At 73.2% G+C, this 21,015-nt stretch carries 16 protein-coding genes and 1 pseudogene; 10 read left to right on the top strand and 7 right to left on the bottom strand.

Features of this window, described 5'->3' with window-relative positions; genetic code table 11:
• Window positions 1–51 precede the first annotated feature (51 nt).
• Window positions 52–705, bottom strand: a complete 654-nt coding sequence (locus tag NOCJ54_RS26930) for a TetR/AcrR family transcriptional regulator (protein WP_051486085.1) — start codon at window positions 703–705, stop codon at window positions 52–54.
• Window positions 706–755: 50 nt separating this feature from the next.
• Between NOCJ54_RS26930 and NOCJ54_RS0118925 the strand changes: the two genes are divergently transcribed.
• From NOCJ54_RS0118925 to NOCJ54_RS0118910, 4 genes are read left to right on the top strand one after another with little or no spacing between them, the layout of a single operon-like run.
• The gene (locus NOCJ54_RS0118925; RefSeq protein ID WP_028656747.1) at window positions 756–2,291 is read left to right on the top strand and encodes a flavin-containing monooxygenase; all 1,536 of its coding nucleotides are present in this window, start codon (window positions 756–758) and stop codon (window positions 2,289–2,291) included.
• Window positions 2,288–3,124 (top strand): SDR family NAD(P)-dependent oxidoreductase, encoded by an 837-nt coding sequence (locus tag NOCJ54_RS0118920; protein WP_028656746.1) that lies wholly within the window; start codon window positions 2,288–2,290, stop codon window positions 3,122–3,124. Before NOCJ54_RS0118925 ends, NOCJ54_RS0118920 begins: the two co-directional genes overlap by 4 nt.
• A 49-nt stretch (window positions 3,125–3,173) precedes the next feature.
• Window positions 3,174–4,247, top strand: coding sequence for an FUSC family protein (locus NOCJ54_RS0118915; RefSeq protein WP_051486083.1), 1,074 nt, complete (start codon window positions 3,174–3,176; stop codon window positions 4,245–4,247).
• A 59-nt stretch (window positions 4,248–4,306) separates the two neighbouring features.
• On the top strand, window positions 4,307–4,747 hold the full coding sequence (locus NOCJ54_RS0118910) for an SRPBCC family protein (protein ID WP_036518686.1): 441 nt from the start codon (window positions 4,307–4,309) through the stop codon (window positions 4,745–4,747).
• 254 nt (window positions 4,748–5,001) lie between these two features.
• On the opposite strand, the gene hglS is transcribed toward NOCJ54_RS0118910, so the two are convergent.
• Genes hglS through rocD form a run of 4 tightly spaced genes read right to left on the bottom strand, consistent with a single transcriptional unit; the run spans window position 5,002 to window position 10,134 of the window.
• Window positions 5,002–6,237, bottom strand: coding sequence for a 2-oxoadipate dioxygenase/decarboxylase (gene hglS / locus NOCJ54_RS0118905; RefSeq protein WP_232221834.1), 1,236 nt, complete (start codon window positions 6,235–6,237; stop codon window positions 5,002–5,004).
• On the bottom strand, window positions 6,234–7,760 hold the full coding sequence (amaB, locus tag NOCJ54_RS0118900) for an L-piperidine-6-carboxylate dehydrogenase (protein WP_028656742.1): 1,527 nt from the start codon (window positions 7,758–7,760) through the stop codon (window positions 6,234–6,236). The genes hglS and amaB overlap by 4 nt, the downstream gene beginning before the upstream one ends.
• Window positions 7,760–8,905, bottom strand: coding sequence for a saccharopine dehydrogenase family protein (locus tag NOCJ54_RS0118895; RefSeq protein WP_051486082.1), 1,146 nt, complete (start codon window positions 8,903–8,905; stop codon window positions 7,760–7,762). Before NOCJ54_RS0118895 ends, amaB begins: the two co-directional genes overlap by 1 nt.
• Complete coding sequence (rocD, locus tag NOCJ54_RS0118890) at window positions 8,902–10,134, bottom strand: ornithine--oxo-acid transaminase (RefSeq protein ID WP_028656740.1); 1,233 nt, start codon at window positions 10,132–10,134, stop codon at window positions 8,902–8,904. The genes NOCJ54_RS0118895 and rocD overlap by 4 nt, the downstream gene beginning before the upstream one ends.
• Before the next feature lie 212 nt (window positions 10,135–10,346).
• On the opposite strand from rocD, the gene NOCJ54_RS0118885 reads away from it, so the two are divergent.
• The 5 genes and pseudogenes from NOCJ54_RS0118885 to NOCJ54_RS30380 all read left to right on the top strand — a co-directional run.
• Complete coding sequence (locus tag NOCJ54_RS0118885; protein WP_028656739.1) at window positions 10,347–10,859, top strand: SigE family RNA polymerase sigma factor; 513 nt, start codon at window positions 10,347–10,349, stop codon at window positions 10,857–10,859.
• A complete protein-coding gene (locus NOCJ54_RS0118880; protein WP_028656738.1) occupies window positions 10,856–11,521 on the top strand; it encodes a hypothetical protein in 666 nt (221 codons plus the stop codon). The genes NOCJ54_RS0118885 and NOCJ54_RS0118880 overlap by 4 nt, the downstream gene beginning before the upstream one ends.
• Before the next feature lie 39 nt (window positions 11,522–11,560).
• Complete coding sequence (gene hrpA, locus NOCJ54_RS0118875; protein WP_269634548.1) at window positions 11,561–15,436, top strand: ATP-dependent RNA helicase HrpA; 3,876 nt, start codon at window positions 11,561–11,563, stop codon at window positions 15,434–15,436.
• Between the two features lie 23 nt (window positions 15,437–15,459).
• Window positions 15,460–16,071, top strand: coding sequence for a hypothetical protein (locus NOCJ54_RS26925; protein WP_036518683.1), 612 nt, complete (start codon window positions 15,460–15,462; stop codon window positions 16,069–16,071).
• A gap of 190 nt (window positions 16,072–16,261) precedes the next feature.
• Window positions 16,262–17,308, top strand: a pseudogene (locus NOCJ54_RS30380) (ABC transporter substrate-binding protein); the annotation flags it as partial.
• Window positions 17,309–17,526: 218 nt separating this feature from the next.
• Here NOCJ54_RS30380 and NOCJ54_RS26920 read toward each other — a convergent pair.
• Together NOCJ54_RS26920 and NOCJ54_RS0118855 are read right to left on the bottom strand one after the other, a co-directional pair.
• Window positions 17,527–18,948 carry a ribonuclease D gene (locus tag NOCJ54_RS26920; protein WP_084255448.1) on the bottom strand — a complete coding sequence of 474 codons (1,422 nt, stop codon included), beginning with the start codon at window positions 18,946–18,948 and terminating at the stop codon, window positions 17,527–17,529.
• A complete protein-coding gene (locus NOCJ54_RS0118855; RefSeq protein WP_028656735.1) occupies window positions 18,948–19,562 on the bottom strand; it encodes a DUF3000 domain-containing protein in 615 nt (204 codons plus the stop codon). Before NOCJ54_RS0118855 ends, NOCJ54_RS26920 begins: the two co-directional genes overlap by 1 nt.
• Before the next feature lie 68 nt (window positions 19,563–19,630).
• Between NOCJ54_RS0118855 and hemE the strand changes: the two genes are divergently transcribed.
• Complete coding sequence (hemE, locus tag NOCJ54_RS0118850; protein ID WP_028656734.1) at window positions 19,631–20,674, top strand: uroporphyrinogen decarboxylase; 1,044 nt, start codon at window positions 19,631–19,633, stop codon at window positions 20,672–20,674.
• Window positions 20,675–21,015 lie beyond the last annotated feature (341 nt).

The raw sequence follows: 21,015 nt of genomic DNA, 5'->3' as shown, positions 1-21,015 counted from the left end.
CCACAACCCGCACCTCGCGCCACCACAACCCGCACCTCGCGGTGCAGGGCGTCACACCTCGCGGCCGGGGAGGGTTTCGACGAGGGCGGGGAGGGAGGTGGTGATGACCTGGAGGAGGTCGTCGCGGGTGAGGCCGGCGGGGTCATCGCACCAGGTGAGCACGAGGTCCTCGACCATGGCCTGCCAGGCGTGGATGAGGAGGCGGACGGCGGGGGTGTCGGGCAGGACGAGGCCGTCGGGGTCACTGGTGAAGAAGCGGTCTGCGAGGGCGGCGAAAGTGGTGTCGTAGATGGCGCGCAGCTTCTCGTTGCCGCCGCGCGCGGCGGTGACGAGCGAGCGGTAGCCGGTGTGGTGCGCGACGACGTAGTCGACGTAGCCGCCCAGGGACACGAGCAGGCGGTCCATCGGCTCGCCCGCCGCCGGGGGAGCGGTACGACGGTAGAGCTGGTCGGCCGCGTGCTGCACGACCGCCTCGTAGTACCCCTGCTTGCCGCCGAAGTAGTGGTAGAGCAGGCCGCGTGAGATGCCGGCCTCCTCGGCGAGCAGGTCGATCGACAGCTCGTCCAGCGAGCGGGTGGCGAGCAGCCGGAAGCCGGTCTCGAGCAGCTGCGTGCGGCGCTGGTCCGGGCTGAGCCGGGTGCGACCCGTGCCGCCCGGCGCGCTGCCGGGGCCGGGGGCGGAGGGGGAGGGGGTGGGCGCCGTCACGCCACCCACTCTATTGACAGATGTTCAATAGTGCCAATAGCGTCGAGGTCATGAGTGCAACTCCGAGTCGCAGGAACGTCGACCACCTCGTCGTCGGCGCGGGCTTCGCCGGCCTGGCGGCCGCGATCAAGCTCGACGAGGCCGGCGAGCGCGACTTCGTCGTCGTCGAGAAGGACAGCGACGTCGGCGGCACGTGGCACATCAACACCTACCCCGGCGCGGAGTGCGACGTCCCCAGCCAGCTCTACTCCTACTCCTTCGCGCTCAACCCCGACTGGTCGAAGGTCTACTCCCCGCAGCAGGAGATCTGGGCCTACACCCGCCGGGTCGCCGAGGAGTCCGGCACGCTCGACCGCTTCGTGTTCGACACCGCGGTCGTCGACGCCCGCTGGGACGACGAGCAGCAGCGCTGGGTCGTGCGCACCGAGGGCCCCAACGGCGTCGTCGAGTACGCCGCCCGCACGCTCATCTCCGGATCCGGCGGCCTGTCCGAGCCGCGCCTGCCCGACATCGAGGGCATCGACGGCTTCCAGGGCGAGGTCTTCCACTCCGCCCGCTGGAACCACGACGTCGACCTCGCCGGCAAGCGGGTCGCGGTCATCGGCACCGGCGCCTCGGCCATCCAGCTCGTCCCCGAGCTGCAGAAGCTCCTCGCCGAGTCGGGTGGCCACGTGGACGTCTACCAGCGCACCCCGAACTGGGTGATCCCCCGCAACGAGCGCTCGTTCACCGCGATCGAGAAGGCCGTGTTCCGCCACGTCCCCGGTGCGCAGCGGGCCCTCCGGACGCTGGTCTACGGCACCCTCGAGGCGCGCGTGCCCGCCTTCGCCCGCTTCCCGCAGGCCATGGCCGCGGTCGAGCTGCAGGCCAAGCGCAACATCGCCAGGGCCATCAAGGACCCCGAGCTGCGCAGGAAGGTCACCCCGACCTACCGCGCCGGCTGCAAGCGGATCCTGATCTCCAACAAGTGGTACCCCGCCCTCGCCGCCGACAACGTCGACCTGGTCACCGACCCGATCGCGAAGGTCACCGGCAACGCCGTCGTCACCGCGGACGGCACCGAGCGGCCCGTCGACGTGCTCGTCGTGGCCACCGGCTTCTACGTGACCGAGCCGCCGATCGCACAGCACATCACCGGCCGCGACGGCCGCACGCTGGCCGACGTCTGGGACGACGGCGGCATGGCGGCGTACAAGGGGACGACGATCCACGGCTTCCCCAACCTGTTCCAGATCGTCGGGCCCAACACCGCCCTCGGCCACTCGTCGATGATCTTCATCATCGAGTCGCAGGTGCGGTACGTCGTCGAGGCAGCCCGCGCGATGCGGCGCTCCGGCCTCGCGGTCGTCGAGCCCAAGCAGTCCGCGCAGGACGCGTGGACCGCGCAGGTCCGCCGCAAGATGAAGCCGACGGTGTGGCAGACCGGCGGCTGCGCGAGCTGGTACCTCGACAAGTTCGGCAACAACACCACGCTCTGGCCGGGACAGACGTTCACGTTCCGCCAGCACCTCCGCTCGTTCGACCTCGACAAGTACGACGTCGAGCCCGTCCGCGCACCGCAGCCCAGGGAGAAGGTCAGCTCGTGAAGAACCTCAGCAACAAGGTCGTCGTCATCACCGGCGCCGGGTCCGGCATCGGTCGGGCCCTGGCGGTGAACCTCGCCGGCAAGGGCGCGCGGCTCGCGCTGTCCGACGTCAACGAGGACGGCCTCGGCGAGACCGTCGAGCTCGCGGTCAAGGCCGGCTCGCCGGACGTCCACACCGCCCGGCTCGACGTGTCCGACAAGGAGGCCTTCGCGTCGTACGCGACCGAGGTCGCCGAGCACTTCGGCCAGGTCAACGTCGTCATCAACAACGCCGGCGTCGCGCTCGCGGGCGAGGTCACCGACCTCTCCTACGAGGACATGGAGTGGATCGTCGGCATCAACTTCTGGGGCGTCGTCTACGGCACCAAGGAGTTCCTGCCGCACCTGATCGCCTCCGGCGACGGTCACGTCGTCAACCTGTCGTCGCTCTTCGGGCTGCTCGCGATGCCCGGCCAGAGCGCCTACAACGCCACCAAGTTCGCGGTCCGCGGGTTCACCGAGGCGCTGCGCGAGGAGATGCTCATCGCCGGGCACAAGGTCGGCGTGACCTCGGTGCACCCTGGCGGCATCAAGACCGCGATCGCCCGCAGCGCCCGCGTCTCCGACAAGGAGGACAAGGCCGCGACCGCGAAGCTGTTCGACGAGAAGCTCGCGCGGATGACGCCTGATCGCGCCGCCGAGATCATCGTCAAGGGCATCCAGAAGAACCAGGCCCGCGTGCTCGTCGGCATCGACGCCCACGCCCTGCACCACTTCCAGAAGCTCGCCGGATCGCGGTACGAGGACGTCGTCGCCCTCGTGTCGAAGAAGGTCCTCCCGGCCAAGGCCGTCTGACACCGGCCGACCCACTAGCCTCCCAGTTGTGGAGGCTTCGCTCGATCGGATGTGGTCGCGCAGCCGCCTGTCGCTGCGCGGCCGCATCGGCCGGTGGCGGTCCAAGCTCTGGGTCGTCGTCCAGTGCTCGGTGGCGGCCGGCGTCGCGTGGTTCATCGCCGCCGACCTGCTCGGGCACGAGCTGCCGTTCTTCGCGCCCATCGCGGCGGTGGTCTCGCTCGGCACGTCGTACGGGCAGCGGCTGCGCCGCGTCGCCGAGGTGACGATCGGCGTCGCGATCGGCGTCCTCATCGCCGACGTGCTCGTCGCCGGCATCGGCTCCGGGGCGTGGCAGCTCGCGCTCATCGTCTTCCTCGCGATGTCGACCGCGCTGCTGCTCGACGCGGGGATCCTCTTCGTCACCCAGGCCGCCGTCCAGTCGATCGTGGTCGCCACCCTGCTGCCCGGGGCGCAGGGTGCCTTCCTGCGCTGGACCGACGCGCTCATCGGCGGCTCGGTGGCGCTGGTCGCGGCGATGGCGGTGCCCGCCGCGCCCCTGCGCCGCCCGCGGGAGCAGGCGGCGCGGGTCGCCAGCAAGATCGCCGACCTGCTCCGCGCCGCGTCGGACCTCATGGTCGACGGCGAAGCCACCCCGGCCCTCGAGCTGCTCGCCGACGCCCGCAGCACCGACCGGCTGATCCGCGAGCTCCAGGCCGCGGCGGACGAGGGCATGTCCGTCGTCAGCTCCTCGCCCTTCCGGCTGCGCCACCGCGAGCCGCTGCGGCGGATGGCCGAGCTCGTCGACCCGCTCGACCGGGCCCTGCGCAGCACGCGGGTCCTGGTCCGGCAGACCTCGGTGGCGGCGTACCGCCGACGCGAGATCCCGGGGGCCTACGCCGTCCTGACCGCCGACCTCGCCGACGCCGCCGACGCCGTGGCGGCCGAGCTCGCCGCCGACCGGGTCGCGGTCGCCGCGCGCGATACGGTGCTCGCCGTCGGCGCCGCCACCGGCGTGGTCGAGCGCAGCGGCGTGCTCACCGCCGAGGCGATCCTCGCCCAGCTGCGCGCGATCGTCGCCGACCTGCTGATGGTGACCGGCATGGGCCAGCTCGAGGCGACCGACGCGCTGCCGCCGCCGCGCTGAGCCACGCTGAAACCGCGTGCTGGAGCGGCCCGCTTGCCGGCGGGTGACAGGATCCTGACGTGACCAACGTGGTGGAGGAGAGCGTCGAGGTCGACGCGCCCGTCGACAAGGTGTTCGCGTACGTCGACGACCACACCCACACCAAGGACTGGATGTTCGGGCTGGCGAGGATCGAGCCGGTCTCCGAGCAGCTCCGCGGCGTCGGCGCGCAGTACGACGGGGTCATGAAGGTCGGCGTACCGCTGAAGGCGCGGGTCGAGTGCACCGCCTGGGAGCAGGACCGGTACATCGAGATCCGGACCGTCAAGGGCATCCACACCACCCAGCGGTGGACCTTCACCGACCTCGGCGGCGACCGGACCCGGATCGAGGCGTGGGTCAGCTACACGCTGCCGGGAGGGCCCGCCGGCCGGGCCATCGCGTCGGCCGTGAAGCCGGTCGTCGGCACCGCGGTGCGCCACACCAGCGTGGCGCTGGTGCGCAACGTCGAGGCGCTGTAGCCACGACCCGCACCTCGCGCCGCCACGACCCGCACCTCGCGCGACCACGACGCGCACCTCGCGCGACCACGACGCGCACCTCGCGCGACCACAGCGCGCACCTCGCGCGACCTCAACGCGCACCTCGCGCAGCCACAAGTCACACCTCGCGCAGCCACAACGCGCACCTCGCGGTGCGAACCTTCACACTTCGCGGGGCGAACCCTCACACCTCGCGGTGCGAACCCTCACACCTCGCGGGGTGGGTGGGTGGGTCAGTCGGCCTGGGCGGCGTAGAGGGGATAGGGGTCGTGGAGGGGGCGTGCGAGGGCGTCCTGGAGCCAGGCGGCGTCGCGGGCGGCGGCGCGCTGGCGGGCGTCGACGGAGCCGTCGGAGGTGAGGTTGGAGGCGAAGATGCCGGCGGCCGACGTGGGGAGGAAGTCCTCGTAGACGATCGGCTGGAGGCGGCCGTCCTCGTCGCGGCGGTAGTAGGCGAGGCCGGCGTCGTGCAGCTCCGGCTCGGTGTCGGGGAAGGCGTCGATGCCGCGCTCGTCGTAGAGCGCCCGGCCCTCGGGGGTGAGGGCGACGCCGCGGGCCTCCACCTCGCCGAAGCGGACCCGCAGCTCGCCCTGCACCACCGAGCCGTCGGGCTCGCGGAAGGCGCGCGGCTCGGCGAGTGCGCGGAAGGACGTCTGGCGCAGCAGGACGTCCGGCTTGCTGGTGCGCGGCGGGCCCTGGATCCGGTCGATCATCGTGATGCCGCGCTCGGTCATCCGGCGGTAGAGCTCGTCGATGTCGAGCACCCGCGGGGTCAGGTGGTTGATGTGCGTCGAGGTGACGCCGCCGATGTCCGCGGCGACCGAGGAGATCGACTCGAGGTGGTCGTACCACGCGCGGTCGACCGGCTCCGCCGACAGCGCGAAGGACGCGGCGGCGAGCTCGATGAACCGCTCGGCGTCGTACGACGACAGCCCCTCCTGCTTCTCGGCGAGGTCGGCGAGGTCGAGCAGCTCGTCGGGGAAGAGCCGCCGCGCGGCCAGGAACTCCTCCAGCCGGGCCTGGGTGGTCGCGTCGAAGAAGCGGCGGTCGTCGACGACGAGCAGCGAGGTGAACACGCGGAAGGGGTTCGCCGCGAGCTCGGCCGGGTCGACGGGCCGGAAGGCGGTCGAGACCACGGGGATCGGCCGGTCCGCCTCGCGCAGGTCGTAGAACCCGACGGGGTGCATGCCGCAGGCGCCGAAGACGCGCGCGACCTGGGCCAGCTCGTCGGGCGTGCCGACCCGGATCGCGCCGTGCCGCTCGGCGGTGACCCGCTCGATGGACCCGAGGCGCTCGGCCTCGGGGCCCATCGCGGCGAGCACGTCGGCGTTGACGGCCTCGGACACCTCGACCAGCGTGGTGTAGGCCGGCACCTCGGTGCCGTAGAGGGTCGACAGCGAGCGCGCGAACCGGGCGCGCAGCTCGGTCGCCCCGACCATCCCCGTCCGGTCGTCCTCGACCGGGTGGCTCATCCGAACTCGACCCCCTGGGCCAGCGGCAGCTCGGTGGAGTAGTTGATGGTGTTGGTGGAGCGGCGCATGTAGGCCTTCCACGCGTCTGACCCGGACTCGCGGCCGCCGCCGGTCTCCTTCTCGCCGCCGAAGGCGCCGCCGATCTCGGCGCCGGAGGTGCCGATGTTGACGTTGGCGATGCCGCAGTCGGAGCCGGTGGCGGACACGAAGGTCTCGGCCTCGCGCACGTCGAGGGTGAAGATCGCCGACGACAGGCCCTGCGCGACCTCGTTGTGCAGCGCGATCGCCTCGTCGAGGTCGCGGTAGGTGAGCACGTAGAGCAGGGGAGCGAAGGTCTCCTGCTTCACGATGTCGGTCTGGGCGGGCATGTCGACGATCGCGGGCACGACGTACTGCCCGCCGGCGACGGCGCCGGACATCTGGTCGGCGCGGGTGCCGCCGGTGACCAGCCGACCGCCGTCGGCCTGGGCCTGCTCGACGGCGGCGAGGAAGGCGTCCGTCGCAGCGGCGTCGACCAGCGGGCCGACGAGCGTCGACTGCTCGAGCGGGGAGCCGATCGACAGCGTGCCGTAGGCCTTCGAGAGCCGGTCGAGCAGCTCGTCGTGGACGGACTCGTGGACGATGACGCGGCGCAGCGAGGTACAGCGCTGGCCGGCGGTGCCGACGGCGGAGAAGACGATGCCGCGCACGGCGAGGTCGAGGTCGGCCGACGGTGCGACGATCGCGGCGTTGTTGCCGCCGAGCTCGAGCAGGCAGCGGCCGAGGCGGGCAGCCACCCGCGGCGCGACCAGCTTGCCCATCCGGGTGGAGCCGGTGGCCGAGACCAGCGGGACCCGCGGGTCGTCCACGAGGGCCTCGCCGACCGCGCTCGTGCCCAGGACGACCTGGGACAGGGCGGCGGGTGCCCCCACCCGCCGGGCCGCCTCCGCCGCCAGCGCCTGGCACGCGAGCGCGGTCAGCAGGGTCTTCTCCGAGGGCTTCCAGACCACGGCGTCGCCGGCGGCGAGCGCGACGGCGGCGTTCCAGGACCAGACGGCCACCGGGAAGTTGAAGGCCGAGATGACGCCGACGACCCCCAGCGGGTGCCACTGCTCCATCATCCGGTGGCCGGGGCGCTCCGAGGCGATGGTCAGGCCGTGCAGCTGCCGGGAGAGGCCGACCGCGAAGTCGCAGATGTCGATCATCTCCTGGACCTCACCCAGGCCCTCGGAGCGGATCTTGCCCGCCTCGATCGAGACCAGCTCACCGAGCAGCTCCTTGTGCTCGCGCAGGAGCTCGCCGAGCTCGCGCACGAGCTGGCCGCGCACGGGCGCCGGCACGGTGCGCCACTGCTCGAACGCCGCGTGGGCGTCGCCGACGACGGAGCCCACCTGGTCGGGCGTGTGCGCGACGAGGCGGCCGAGCTCGGAGCCGTCGACGGGCGAGGTGGCGACGAGGTCGCCGTCGGGGGAGAAGGGGTCTCCGGCGCCGAGGGCGGTGAGGATCTCGCGGGAACGGGTGGCCAGGTCGGTGGGGGTGCTCATCAGCTGATCTTTCCGTGGTCGGCAAACAGGCGGCCCGCGTGGGTCGCGTAGAGGTCCTCGAGGGCGATGTCCTCCTGGCGGACGAAGCCCTCCTGCGGCAGGCGGCCGTCGGCCACCAGCTCCACGACGGCGACGGCCGAGGAGGCGGTGGTCCAGGAGATCGCGCGCCAGGTGCGGTCGGTCCCCTCGCCGTCGGGGAGCGTGACCGGCAGGTAGCCGCGGACGTGGTTCTGGCGCAGCGGCTGCCCGTCCTTGACGCCCTCGACGGCGGCGTGGAGGTAGACGATGTCGTCGTTGACCGGCGGCTTGGCGTCGACGAGGATCCGGCCGACCTCCTCGCGGCGGTCCCGCAGGCCGAGCTCGTCGAAGAGGAAGTGCATTTGGTCGAAGTGGCCGGGGTAGCGCAGCGTCTTGTAGTCGAGGCGCTGCACGCGGCCCTCGTAGGTCTGGCACATCGTGCCGAGGCCGCCGGAGGTGAGCGCGGCCTCGAGCTCGATGCCGCCGATGACGACGCGCTCCTTCTCCTCCATCGCCGGCACCATCTGGCGCCGGCCGGAGCGGAGCACCTCGCAGTCGTTGAGGTACTCGTTGACCACGCCCTCGGCGGACCAGTTGAACGCGTAGCCGAGCAGGCCGGTGGGGTTCTGCGGCAGCGCGCCGACCTTGAGCTCGATGGAGCGGATCTCCTCGAACTCCTTGGCCAGCGACGCCCCGACGATGCCGATCAGGCCGGGGGCCAGGCCGCACTGGGGCACGAAGGCGACGCCCGGGTGCTCGGCGGCGAGCTCGATGACGCGCTGCGTGGTCGGCACGTCCTCGGTGAGGTCGAAGTAGTGGCAGCCGACCTCGGCGGCGGCCTCCGCGACGTCGATGTTGCGGTCGTAGGGCAGGCAGGACACGACGGCGTCGACGCCGCGCAGTGCCTCGCGCAGGGCATCGGTGTCGCTCACGTCGAGCTCGGCGGCCTCGAAGCGCAGCCCCGGGCGGGACCGGGCGTCGTACCCGCTGACCTTGAAGCCAGCGTCGGTGAGCAGGCCGGCGACGAGCTCGCCCACCTTGCCCAGGCCGATCACGCCGACCTGGTTGATCGCCCGCTTCGGGGCGGTCCCGGTCGGCGGGGTGGGGGGAGGGGTGGTCGTGGTCATCGCAGCGCTCCTTCGAGCTGGTCGAGGCCCCAGGCCAGGTCGTCGGCGGAGATGACCAGCGGCGGGGCGAGCCGGATGGTCGAGCCGTGGGTGTCCTTGGCGAGCACGCCGAGCTCCACCAGCCGCTCGCAGACGTCGCGGCCGGTGCCGAGGGCGGGGTCGACGTCGACGCCGGCCCACAGGCCGCGGGAGCGGAAGGAGACGACGCCGTGGCCGACCATCGCCTGCAGCCGCTCGCGCAGCAGGACGCCGAGCTCGGCGGCGTGTGCCTGGTGCTCGCCGGTGCGCAGCATCTCGACCACCTCCAGGCCGACGGCGCAGGCGAGCGGGTTGCCGCCGAAGGTCGAGCCGTGCTGGCCCGGGTGCAGCACGCCGAGCACGTCGCGGTCGGCGACCACGGCGGAGACCGGCACCACGCCGCCGCCGAGTGCCTTGCCGAGCACGTAGAGGTCGGGTACGACGTCCGCGTGGTCGCACGCGAAGGTGCGCCCCGTGCGGCCGAGCCCGGACTGGATCTCGTCGGCGACCATGAGCACCCGTTCGCGGGTGCACACCTCCCGGACGCCGTGCAGGTAGTCGTCGGGCGGGATGATCACGCCGCCCTCGCCCTGGATCGGCTCGATGAGCACGGCCACGGTGCTCGGGGTGATCGCGGCCTCGAGGGCCGCGAGGTCGCCGTAGGGCACCAGGTCGAAGCCGGGCGTGAACGGGCCGAAGCCGTCGCGCGCGTCGGGGTCGTCGGAGAAGCCGACGATGGTGGTGGTCCGGCCGTGGAAGTTGCCCGCGGCCACGACGATCCGCGCGCTGTCGGCCGGCACGCCCTTGACGTCGTACCCCCACTTGCGGCTGACCTTGATCGCGGTCTCCACCGCCTCGGCGCCGGTGTTCATCGGCAGCACGAGGTCCTTGCCGGCGAGGTCGCCGAGCGCGGCGCAGAAGTCGGCGAACCGGTCGTGCACGAAGGCGCGGCTGGTCAGCGTGAGCCGGTCCAGCTGGGCGTGCGCCGCGGCGAGCAGCCGCGGGTGGCCGTGCCCGAAGTTCAGTGCCGAGTAGCCGGCGAGGAAGTCGAGGTAGCGCCGACCGTCGACGTCGGTGACCCAGGCGCCCTCGCCGTCGCGGAGCACGACGGGGAGCGGGTGGTAGTTGTGGGCGGTGCGGGCCTCGGCCCGGGCCACCTCGGCCGCGGTGCGGCGGGGAGTGACGCCGGTCCGCTCGGTGGTGAGGCGCATGCGGATCCCTCCGTTCCCAAGACGATCGTGCAGGAAATCCTTCGGCCTGGCCAGACCTCTGCCGGGGAAGTTCCCGTTGCCTGACAATCTCCGTCCACTGTAACCCACCTCACACGACGGACCGCAAGCTCGTGGCCCGACGCGTCCAACCGATCGGCTGCGCGTTCCGTCGATAAGGGTGAAGGCGATGCCGGAGAAGCAGAGGAGATGACGTGGCGAGACGCGACGAGGCGTTCACGGCGTACGTCGCCGCGCGGCGACCCCAGCTGATGCGCGCGGCGTGGTTGTTGTGCGGGGACCCGCACCGGGCGGAGGACGTGGTCCAGGCGGCGCTGGCCAGGCTGTACGTCGCGTGGCCGCGGGTGCAGCGGGCGGACTCCGTCCACGCCTACGTGCGCCGGGCGGTGGTCAACGCCCACATCGACGAGACCCGGCGCCCCTGGCGGCGCGAGGCGAGCGCGGGCGACCGCCTGCCAGACGCGCCGGTGACCGGCCCGGACGTGGCCGAGCTCGAGGCCCTGTGGGTCGCGCTCGGCGCGCTCCCGCCGAAGCAGCGGCGGGTGGTCGTGCTGCGCCACTACTGGGGGCTCAGCGTCGAGGAGACCGCCGCCGACCTCGGGGTCAGCCCCGGCACCGTGAAGAGCCAGACCTCCGCCGCCCTGGCCGCGCTGCGCGACGCGCTGGCCGAACCCGTCCACCACGAGACCGAGCTGGAGTACCGATGAGCAACCCGAGCAGCACCCCCCTCGAGGACCGCCTGGACCAGCAGCTGCGGCTGCTGGCCGACCAGCTGGACGTGCCGGCCACCGACCCGGACGCCGACCTGCGCCGCGGCCGACGGCGGCACCGCCGGGTCCGCACCGGCGCCGTCGCCGGCACCGCCGCGACCGTGGCCGCCGTCTCCGCCGCCGGGTTCAGCACGGGCGGGCAGCTGGCCGCCGACGACGCCCCCGTGCCCGACCGGACCACGCCCGCGACCCATGACGGCCCGGCCGCCGCTGGGCCCGGCCCGGCCCTGCCGGAGGTCGAGGTACGCGACGTGCGGCCGGGCGCCCTCACCGACGCACTCGCCGCCGGTGCGGGCCTGGCCGCCGGCGACGACCGCACCGACCGGTTCCTGGCGATGGCTGCCCGCATCGACACCGAGGTCGGGGACCAGGCCTGGCGCGAGGTCGGTCTCGGCGAGGTCGAGTCCTGGTCCGGCGCCGGCGTCGACGACTGCCCGGCCGGCTGGACCTGCGAGGACGTCGACGTCGAGGGGGCCACGCGCGCCGCCCTGGCCACGCGCCGCGGTGAGGTGCAGGCCGTCGCCGACTTCGGGGACCAGGTGCTGACCGTCATCCTCGGCCGCTCCGGCCTCAGCGGAGTCCCTGCCTGGCGTGGGTGACCCCCGCGGGTTCCGTCCCGGCTCCGGGCAGGTGGGAGACTGGTCCGCGCTGTGGACATCTCCTACCCGCCCGACCTCCCGGTCAGCGCCCGCCGTGACGACATCGCCGCCGCGATCCGTGACCACCAGGTCGTGATCGTCGCGGGCGAGACCGGCTCCGGCAAGACCACCCAGCTGCCGAAGATCTGCCTCGAGCTCGGCCGCGGCATGCCGGCCCCGGACGACCCGGCCGCCCGGCCGCGGATGATCGGGCACACCCAGCCACGCAGGATCGCCGCCCGCTCGGTGGCCGAGCGGATCGCCGAGGAGCTCGGCACCGAGCTGGGCGACCTGGTCGGCTACCAGGTCCGCTTCACCGACAAGACGTCGAAGCAGAGCCGGGTCAAGCTGATGACCGACGGCATCCTGCTCGCCGAGCTGCAGCGCGACCGGATGCTGCGCCGCTACGACACGATCATCATCGACGAGGCCCACGAGCGCAGCCTCAACATCGACTTCCTGCTCGGCTACCTGCGCCAGCTGCTGCCGAAGCGGCCGGACCTCAAGCTCGTCATCACCTCGGCGACCATCGAGACCGCCCGCTTCGCCGAGCACTTCGCGGCACCCGACGGCACGCCCGCACCGGTGATCGAGGTCAGCGGCCGCACCTACCCGGTCGAGGTCCGCTACCGCCCGCTGGTCGACTACGGCGACCTGGCCGAGGGCGACGTCGACGGGGACGGCGAGCCGATCGTCCGCGACCAGACCGAGGCGATCGTCGACGCCGTCCGGGAGCTGTCCGCCGAGGGCCCGGGCGACGTGCTCGTCTTCCTGCCCGGCGAGCGGGAGATCCGCGACACCGCCGAGGCGCTCGCGCCGCTCGGCGAGGGCATCCGCGGGATCGACGTCCTCCCGCTCTACTCGCGCCTCTCCGCGGCCGAGCAGCACCGCGTGTTCGCGCCCGCGAAGGGCTCGCGCCGCCGCGTGGTGCTGGCCACGAACGTCGCCGAGACCTCGCTGACCGTGCCCGGCATCCGCTACGTCGTCGACACCGGCGTCGCCCGCATCTCCCGCTACTCCGCACGCACCAAGGTGCAGCGCCTGCCGATCGAGCCGATCAGCCAGGCGTCGGCCAACCAGCGCTCGGGCCGCTGCGGCCGCGTCGCCGCCGGCATCGCGATCCGGCTCTACTCCGAGGAGGACTTCGAGTCCCGCCCGGAGTTCACCGACCCCGAGATCCTGCGGACCAACCTCGCCTCGGTCATCCTCCAGATGAGCTCGCTCGGCCTGGCCGACAAGGGCGGCGACATCAGCCGCTTCCCGTTCGTCGAGCCGCCCGACCGGCGACACGTGCAGGCCGGCGTGCAGCTGCTCGAGGAGCTCGGGGCCGTCGGCCCCCGTGGCGACCTCACGAAGACCGGCCGCCGCCTCGCGCGCCTGCCGATCGACCCGCGGCTGGGCCGGATGCTGCTCGAGGCCGAGCGCCTGGGCTGCGTGCGCGACGTGCTCGTGATCGTGGCCGCGCTCTCGCTGCAGGACCCGCGCGAGCGTCCCGGCGCCGAGCACCCGAAGGAGCAGGCGCAGGCCGACCAGCTGCACGCCCGGTTCAAGGCCGAGCGCTCCGACTTCCTCACCCTGCTCAACCTCTGGAACCACCTGCGCCAGCAGCAGAAGGAGCTGTCCGGCAGCGCGTTCCGCCGCATGTGCAAGCGGGAGTTCCTCAACTACCTGCGGGTGCGCGAGTGGCAGGAGCTGGTCGCCCAGCTGCGGCAGGTCACCAAGGAGATGGGCATCCGGCTGGAGGCGCCCAGCGACAACCCCGACGCGGACGGCATCCACCAGGCGCTGCTGTCGGGCCTGCTCTCCCACGTCGGGCTGCTGGAGGAGCGGGAGAAGCCGAAGCCCGGCGCGAAGCGTGACGGCCGCCGCCCCGGCCCGCGGGAGTACCTCGGCGCCCGCGGCGCCCGGTTCGCGATCTTCCCGGGCTCCGGCCTGGCCCGGAAGAACCCGCAGTACCTCATGGCCGGCGAGCTGGTCGAGACCGGACGGCTGTGGGCCCGGCAGAACGCCGAGATCCAGCCGCAGTGGGCCGAGCGGCTCGGCGCGCACCTGGTCAAGCGCTCGTACTCCGAGCCGCACTGGTCGCGCAAGCGGCAGTCGGTGATGGCCACCGAGCGGGTCACCTTGTACGGCGTCCCGCTGGCCACCGACCGGCCCGTCAACTACGGGAAGATCGACCCGGAGCTGTCCCGCGAGCTGTTCATCCGCCACGCGCTGGTCTACGGCGAGTGGGACACCCGGCACCGCTTCCTGCGCGAGAACCAGCGCCTGCTCGAGGAGGCCGAGGAGCTGGAGCACCGCGCCCGCCGCCGGGACCTCGTCGTCGACGAGCACACCCTCTTCGACTTCTACGACGCCCGCATCCCCGAGGGGGTCGTCAGCGGCGCCCACTTCGACCGCTGGTGGCGCGACGAGCGCCGCAAGCGCCCCGACCTGCTCACCTTCGACCCGGCGATGCTCACCCACGACGCCGCCGACGAGGTCAGCGAGGAGGACTACCCCGAGCAGTGGTCGGTCGCGGGGGGCCTCACCTTCCCGATCAGCTACCACTTCGAGCCGGGTGCGAAGGACGACGGGCTGACCATCGACATCCCGGTCTCCACGCTCAACCGCGTCGACGACGAGGACTTCTCCTGGATCGTGCCCGGCCTGCGCGAGGAGCTCGTCGTCGAGCTGATCCGCGGCCTGCCCAAGCAGCTGCGCGTGAACTTCGTCCCTGCGCCCAACACCGCCCGCGAGTTCCTCGCCGCCGTCCCGGCGGGGGAGGAGCCGCTGCTCGACGCCCTCGAGCGCTACCTGCGCTCCACCACCGGCGTGCACGTCCCGCGCGACGCCTGGGACCTCGCCGCGCTGCCGGCCCACCTGACCCCCAGCTTCCGCGTCGTCGACGACCGCGGCCGCGTCCAGGGCCGCGGCAAGTCGCTCGCCGACCTCAAGGCGCCGCTCCAGCCGCAGTTCGACGAGGCCATGGCGTCGGTCGCCTCCGACTCCGGCGTCGCCCGTACCGGCGAGACCGACTGGGTCTTCGACGACGTGCCGCAGACGGCGACGTGGACCCGCGCCGGGCACGAGGTGGAGGCCTACCCCGGACTGGTCGACGAGGGCGGCACGGTCGGGCTGCAGGTCTTCGGCTCCACCGACGAGCGCGACGCACGGCACCGCCTCGGCGTCGTACGCCTGCTGCTGCTGGCGCTCGGCGACGCACCGGTCAAGGGCGTCGTCGACGGCCTGTCCAACACCGACAAGCTCGGCCTCTCCGGCACGCCGTACCCCACCACGCACGCGCTGATCGCCGACTGCCTGCGCGCCGTGGTCGTCGACGCGGTCGACGCCCGCGGGCCCGTCCACTCCCGCAAGGAGTACGACGACCTGCTGGCCGCGGTGAGCGCCACGGCTGCCGACGCGGTGCGGACCACGGTGGCGGACCTGCTGCGGGTCCTGGAGACCTGGCGCGAGGTGGACCGCCTGCTGAGCGGGCGGGCGGACCTGCCCCTGCTCCCAGCGCTGGCCGACCTGCAGGCCCAGCTCGGCCGGCTGGTCCACGACGGCTTCGTCGGCGAGGCCGGAGCGGCGCGGCTGCGGCGCTACCGCACCTGGCTGCTGGCGATGAAGGAGCGGCGCACGGCGCTCGAGGTCGGCGGCAACGCGGCGCTGCACAAGGACCGGCAGCGGATGGACCTGGTCCAGCCGCTGCAGGAGGCGTGGCTGGCCCGGGTGGCGGCCCTGCCCGAGGGACGGCCGCCGGGCGCAGGGCTGCGTGCCATCCGGTGGATGCTCGAGGAGTACCGCGTCTCCCTGTGGGCGCAGCAGCTCGGCGTCGACGGCCCGGTCTCCGACGTGCGGCTGCGCAAGGCGTTCGACGCGCTGGGCGCCTGAGGCCCGGCGACTACGCTGAACCGGTGTCCGAGCGTCCCCACCACAAGCCCGTCCCGCGCGAGACGGCCTTCTTCGACGAGCACCAGGACGGGGTGGACCCCGCACTGGTGACCGAGGCGGCCGAGCGGGCCGCGGTGCTGCTGGTGCGCGGCGCCCAGGACAGCGACGACGACGGCGTGGCGGACCGACTCGTGCACCTCGCCGACACCGAGGGCATCGAGGCGATCGCGGAGGTCTGGTCGCACGCGGCCGCCGACTCGCTCGCCGGCTGCCTGTGGCGGCTCTACCTGCTGCGCTCGTGGGTGCACGCGGACCCGACCGGGGTGGCCCGCCAGTTCGAGGCCGGCCGGTCCCGCGCCGAGGTCGCCCGGGTGGTCGCCGGCGTCGCCGACCCGCCCGGGCCGGACGAGCTGCGCCTGATGGTGGACGAGGTGCTGCGTGGCATCGCCTCCGGGGACTTCGCCGACGTGCTCTTCCGCGCCTCCGCCTTCGCGCGGGTCGTCGCGGTGGGCCGCGCCGGGATCGCGGAGGTCGCCGACGCGGACGTGCGGCGCATCCTCCTCCTCGCCGAGCAGCTCGAGGCCGCCGGGCACCTCGAGCTGTCACGGGGCCTCGGGCGGTCCCGGCTAGACTGACGCACCGAGCACGCCGGGTCGCGGCAGCCCCGGGTCCCAACTCAAGCCGCCACGAGCGGCCACGCGCCGTGAGGCGCTCCCGGCCCGGTGTGCTCGACACTCCCTGGCAGAAGGTGGTTTACACGTGGGTCGGTTCGACTGGCGGACGGGCGCCGTCGTCGTCGTGGTGGCGGTGAGCGTGCTGGTCGGGATGGTGGCGCTGGCCCAGGGCAACGGGAGCAACAACCCGCCGCCCCCGGCGCCGTCCAAGCCCACGCGGGCCCAGCTGGAGTTCGCGGTCTGGGGGTCCGGCGAGGAGATCGCTGCCTACCAGGCCGTCGTCGACGCCTGGAACGCCAGCAGCCAGGACACCAAGGTCACCATGACCTCCTGGCCCGACGCCTCCTCGATGCTGGCCGACCTGCGCTCGGGCAAGACCGAGCCGGACCTCTACCTCCTGCCGCGCTCCGAGCTGGCCACGACCATGGAGGAGGGCGACAACATCGGGTTGCTCGACCTCATCAACGAGCGCGAGATCCCGATCGGTGACGACTTCGCCCGCGCGGCCGTGCAGGCCTTCTCCCACGACGACGACCTGCAGTGCATGCCGTACACCGCCTCGCCGATGGTCATCTACTACAACACCGACCTCGTCGACTTCGAGGCGATGGACGCCGAGGGCCTGCCGACGCCCCGCGAGGACCACGCGAGCTGGAAGATGGCTGAGCTCCGCGCCGCCGTCGAGTACGCCAGCCGCCCGCGGCGAGGCACCCGCGGCATCTACATCGAGCCGTCCCTGCGCGGCCTCGCGCCGTTCATCTACTCCGGCGGCGGCCAGGTCTTCGACGACCCGGCGGAGCCGACCAGCCTCGCCCTCGGCGAGGACGGCTCGGCCGACGCCCTGCAGGAGACCCTCGAGCTGCTCCGCGACCCGCGGCTGACGCTGTCGGCCAAGCAGCTGTCGCGCCGTACGCCGCTGCAGTGGTTCGAGCGCGGTAAGCTGGCCATGATCGCCGGCTTCCGCTCGCTCACCCCGCAGCTGCGGGAGGCGGGCGTCAGCTTCGACGTGCTGCCGATGCCGTCGCTCGGCTCCAGCCGGACCGTCGCCGACCTGACCGGCATCTGCATCGCCCCCGGCCGCCCTGGCCGCACCGGCGCCGCGGCGAACTTCCTCAGCTACCTGGTCGACGACGAGGCCATCGGCCGGATCGCGGAGACCGGCTACCTGCAGCCGGCCAAGCTCACCGTGGCGCTGAGCGAGGCGTTCATGCAGCCCGAGCAGCAGCCCGAGCACGGCACGGTGTTCACCCAGTCGCTGCGCAACATGGTCCTGCAGCCGCTGCTCGTGCCCGAGGCCGAGCTCGAGGCGCTGGTGGCGCCGGACCTGGTCGACCTGCTGACGACGCCCTACTTCGAGGACCTCCGCGAGGACCTGCGGGCGATCGACGAGAAGTCGCGGACGCTGCTCGACCCGGACTACGAGCCTGAGGAGTCCGACGAGGAGTCCGACGGGGAGTCCGACGACCCGTCAGGCGCCTCCCCGTCCGGGCCCTCGGGGTCGCCGTCGGTGCCCGACGTCGAGCCGTCGTCGACGGTCACCGACGACCGCAAGCGCGACTGACCCGGCTCGGCGTCGAGGATCGCGCGGCTCAGCGCCTGCGCGGTCAGGCCGACCTGCCAGCTCCGGGCGCCCAGGCCGCGCAGCTGGTCGATGACCGCCTCCAGCAGCTCCACCGGCTCGCGGGTCCTCGGCGGCGTCCACATCGTGCGGCGCAGCGTGTCGGGGGTCAGCAGGTTCTCCAGCGGGACCTGGTGCTCCTCGGCGATCCGGCCCACCGCGGCGCGCGCGAGCTCGAGACGGCGGGCGGCGACGGGGTCCTTGTCGGCCCACGCCCGCGGGGCGGGCGGGCCGTCGCCGCCGGTGACCCGGGTCGGCAGCTGGTCCTCGGGCATCTGCGCCGCCTCGCGGACCGCGGCGAGCCACTCGTTGGCGTAGCGCGACGCACCGCGGCCGTGGAAGCCCTGCGTCGACATCAGCTCGCCGCGGTTCTTCGGCATCGCCGTCGCCGCGGCGACCAGCGCGGAGTCGGGGATCAAGCGGCCCGGCGTGACGTCGCGCTCCCGCGCGATCCGGTCCCGGGTCTCCCACAGGGCCCGCACCGCGCCGAGGGTACGACGGCCGCGGACCTTGTGCAGGCCGGAGGTGCGCCGCCACGCGTCGACCCGCACGGTCGGCGTGAACGCGCGCAGGTGCTCGAACTCCTGGCGGGCCCAGTCGGCCTTGCCGGCCTCCTCGAGCTGGGCTGCGAGCAGGTTGCGCAGCTCGACCAGCACCTCGACGTCGAGGGCGGCGTACTCCAGCCACGGCTCGGGCAGCGGACGCGTCGACCAGTCGACCGCCGAGTGCTCCTTGAGCAGCTGGCGGTCGAGGAGCACCTCGACCAGGGTCGCGAGCCCGACGCGCGGGTAGTTCAGCAGCCGGCCCGCGAGCTCGGTGTCGAAGAGGGCGGCAGGCTTGAGTCCCACCTCGGCCAGGCAGGGCAGGTCCTGGGTCGCGGCGTGCAGGATCCACTCGGTGTCACCGATGGCCTCCGCGAGCGGGGACAGGTCGTCGAAGGCGATCGGGTCGACGAGCCCGATCCCGGCACCCTCGCGCTTGAGCTGGATGAGGTAGGCGCGGTTGGAGTAGCGGTAGCCCGACGCCCGCTCGGCGTCGATCGCGACCGGCCCGGAGCCCGCGGCGAGCGCGGCGCAGTAGTCGGCCAGGGCCTCGGGGGTCTCGATGACGGGCGGGAGGCCGTCGGCGAGTGCGAGCAGCTCGACGGGAGGTGCCTCGTCCGCCGACGGGCCCTCCGCGTCGGTGTCCGGCTGGTCCGGCTGGTCCGGCTGGTCAGCCATCAGCCGGCGCCGCCCCGCTGGCCACGACGGGAGGGCATCACGGCCACCCCGTCCGGCACCGGCTCCAGGCCCCCGGCGGTGCACATGAGCTCGCCCCACGCCTCGGCGTGGGAGGCGAGGTCGGTGGTGTCGACCGGCGTCCAGGACGCGCGGATCTCCAGCTGCGCGTTGCCCGGCTCGCCCGCCATGGAGCCGTAGCTCTCGGTCGCCACCCGGGTGACGGTGCCCGACTCGGCGACGTACTCGGCGCCGTGCGCCCGCAGCGCGTCCAGCAGCCAGGTCCAGCCGACGTCGGTGAGCATCGGGTCGGTGGCGAGGTGGTCCTCGATCTCGGCGCGGCAGTAGGCCACGCAGCGGAAGGTGCCCTCCCACGCCTCGTTGCCCGCGGGGTCGTGGAGCACCACGAGGCGACCGGTCGCGACCTCCTCGTCGTCGACGGTCACGTCCGCCGACAGCGCGGTGGCGTAGGGCGCGATCCGCTGCGGCGCCGGCATCTCCTCGCAGAACACCTCCGGGCGGAAGGTCGCGGCCCGGAGGCTGTCGACGGCCGCGCTGAACTCCCGGGGTACCCCGGCCGCGCCGGATCCCTGGTGCGTCTCTTGCCGGGCGACCATGAGGTCACCATAGGCCGGGGAGCCGGACGGATGTGCGTCCCACGCCGTCGACCTGAGACCCTGACCCCGTGACGACCGGACTCGAGCACAGCGCGTTCCTGAAGGCCGCCCGCGGGGAGGCCGCCCCGCACACCCCCGTGTGGTTCATGCGGCAGGCCGGCCGCTCCCTGCCCGAGTACCTCAAGGTGCGCGAGGGCATCGGCATGCTCGAGTCGTGCATGAACGCCGAGCTGATCACCGAGATCACGCTCCAGCCGGTGCGCCGCTACGGCGTCGACGCGGCGATCTTCTTCTCCGACATCGTGCTGCCGCTCAAGGCCGTCGGGGTCGACCTCGACATCGTGCCCGGCGTCGGCCCGGTCGTCGCCAACCCGGTCCGCACGCTCGAGGACGTCGCCGCCATCCCGGACCTCACCCCCGAGCAGATCCCGTTCATCACCCAGGCCGTGCAGGCCCTCGTCGGCGAGCTCGGCAGCATCAACGGCGGCACCCCGCTCATCGGTTTCGCCGGCGCGCCGTTCACGGTTGCGTCGTACCTCGTCGAGGGTGGGCCGTCGAAGGAGCACGCGAAGACCAAGGCGCTCATGTTCGGCGCCCCCGACGTCTGGGACGCGCTCATGCGCAAGATCGCCGACGTCGCCTCGGTCTTCCTCGAGACCCAGGTCGCCGCCGGCGCCTCCGCCGTCCAGCTCTTCGACTCCTGGGCCGGCGCGCTGACCCCCGGCGACTACGTCCGCCACGTGCAGCCGCACTCCGCGCGCGTGCTCGCCCGCGTCGGTGAGCTCGGCGTGCCGCGCATCCACTTCGGCGTCGGTACGTCGAACCTGCTCGACCTCATGGGCGAGGCCGGTGCCGACGTCGTCGGCGTCGACTGGCGCACCCCGCTGGAGCGGGCGATCCCGCTCGTCGGGGACCGCGGCGTCCAGGGCAACCTCGACCCCACCCTCGTCTTCGCCCCGACCGAGGTGATGACCGCCCGCGCCGCCGAGGTGATCGAGGCCGGCCGCGCCGCCCGCGGCCACATCTTCAACCTCGGCCACGGCGTCATCCCGAGCACCGACCCCGACCAGCTGGCCCGGCTCACCGACTTCGTGCACGGCTACGGCGTTTGATGGCGCGAGCGCGTCGCCGGCTGGCTTGATGGCGCGAGCGCGTCGCCTGTCGAGGGCTGCGCGCAGTCCTCGCAAGCTCGGCCCGCACTTGCCCTCGACGCGCCTCCGGCGCGGGCGCCGCGCTGCCGCGCGCGCAGTTGGCTCCGGTAGGTGGCTGGGTTGGCCTGGCGGCACGCCTTGGGTTCGCCTCGCCTGACTCCCGGTGGTTGAGGTGCGAGGCCGCCCGCGGCCGAGCCTCGAAACCTCCGGGCCTGCAGGGCGGACTGTGCTGGGCACAGCCCGGCGTGCTGGTGCCGCTGGTTTCGAGGCTCGGCGCTGGCGCGCCTCACACCTCAACCAGC

The organism is Nocardioides sp. J54 (assembly GCF_000519005.1).
In the GTDB taxonomy this organism is placed as follows: Bacteria; Actinomycetota; Actinomycetes; order Propionibacteriales; family Nocardioidaceae; genus Nocardioides.
The sequence above is the reverse complement of the archived record's forward strand: the minus strand, read 5'-3'. Positions and strand labels throughout refer to the sequence as shown.

Excerpts from the sequence above, each read along its gene's own strand:
- NOCJ54_RS0118880 (WP_028656738.1), top strand. The coding sequence starts at position 10,856 with ATGAGCAACCCGAGCAGCACCCCCCTCGAGGACCGCCTGGACCAGCAG.
- amaB (WP_028656742.1), bottom strand. The coding sequence starts at position 7,760 with ATGAGCACCCCCACCGACCTGGCCACCCGTTCCCGCGAGATCCTCACC.
- hglS (WP_232221834.1), bottom strand. The coding sequence starts at position 6,237 with ATGAGCCACCCGGTCGAGGACGACCGGACGGGGATGGTCGGGGCGACC.
- NOCJ54_RS0118855 (WP_028656735.1), bottom strand. The coding sequence starts at position 19,562 with ATGGTCGCCCGGCAAGAGACGCACCAGGGATCCGGCGCGGCCGGGGTA.
- NOCJ54_RS0118915 (WP_051486083.1), top strand. The coding sequence starts at position 3,174 with ATGTGGTCGCGCAGCCGCCTGTCGCTGCGCGGCCGCATCGGCCGGTGG.
- rocD (WP_028656740.1), bottom strand. The coding sequence starts at position 10,134 with ATGCGCCTCACCACCGAGCGGACCGGCGTCACTCCCCGCCGCACCGCG.
- NOCJ54_RS0118895 (WP_051486082.1), bottom strand. The coding sequence starts at position 8,905 with ATGACCACGACCACCCCTCCCCCCACCCCGCCGACCGGGACCGCCCCG.
- NOCJ54_RS26920 (WP_084255448.1), bottom strand. The coding sequence starts at position 18,948 with ATGGCTGACCAGCCGGACCAGCCGGACCAGCCGGACACCGACGCGGAG.
- NOCJ54_RS0118925 (WP_028656747.1), top strand. The coding sequence starts at position 756 with ATGAGTGCAACTCCGAGTCGCAGGAACGTCGACCACCTCGTCGTCGGC.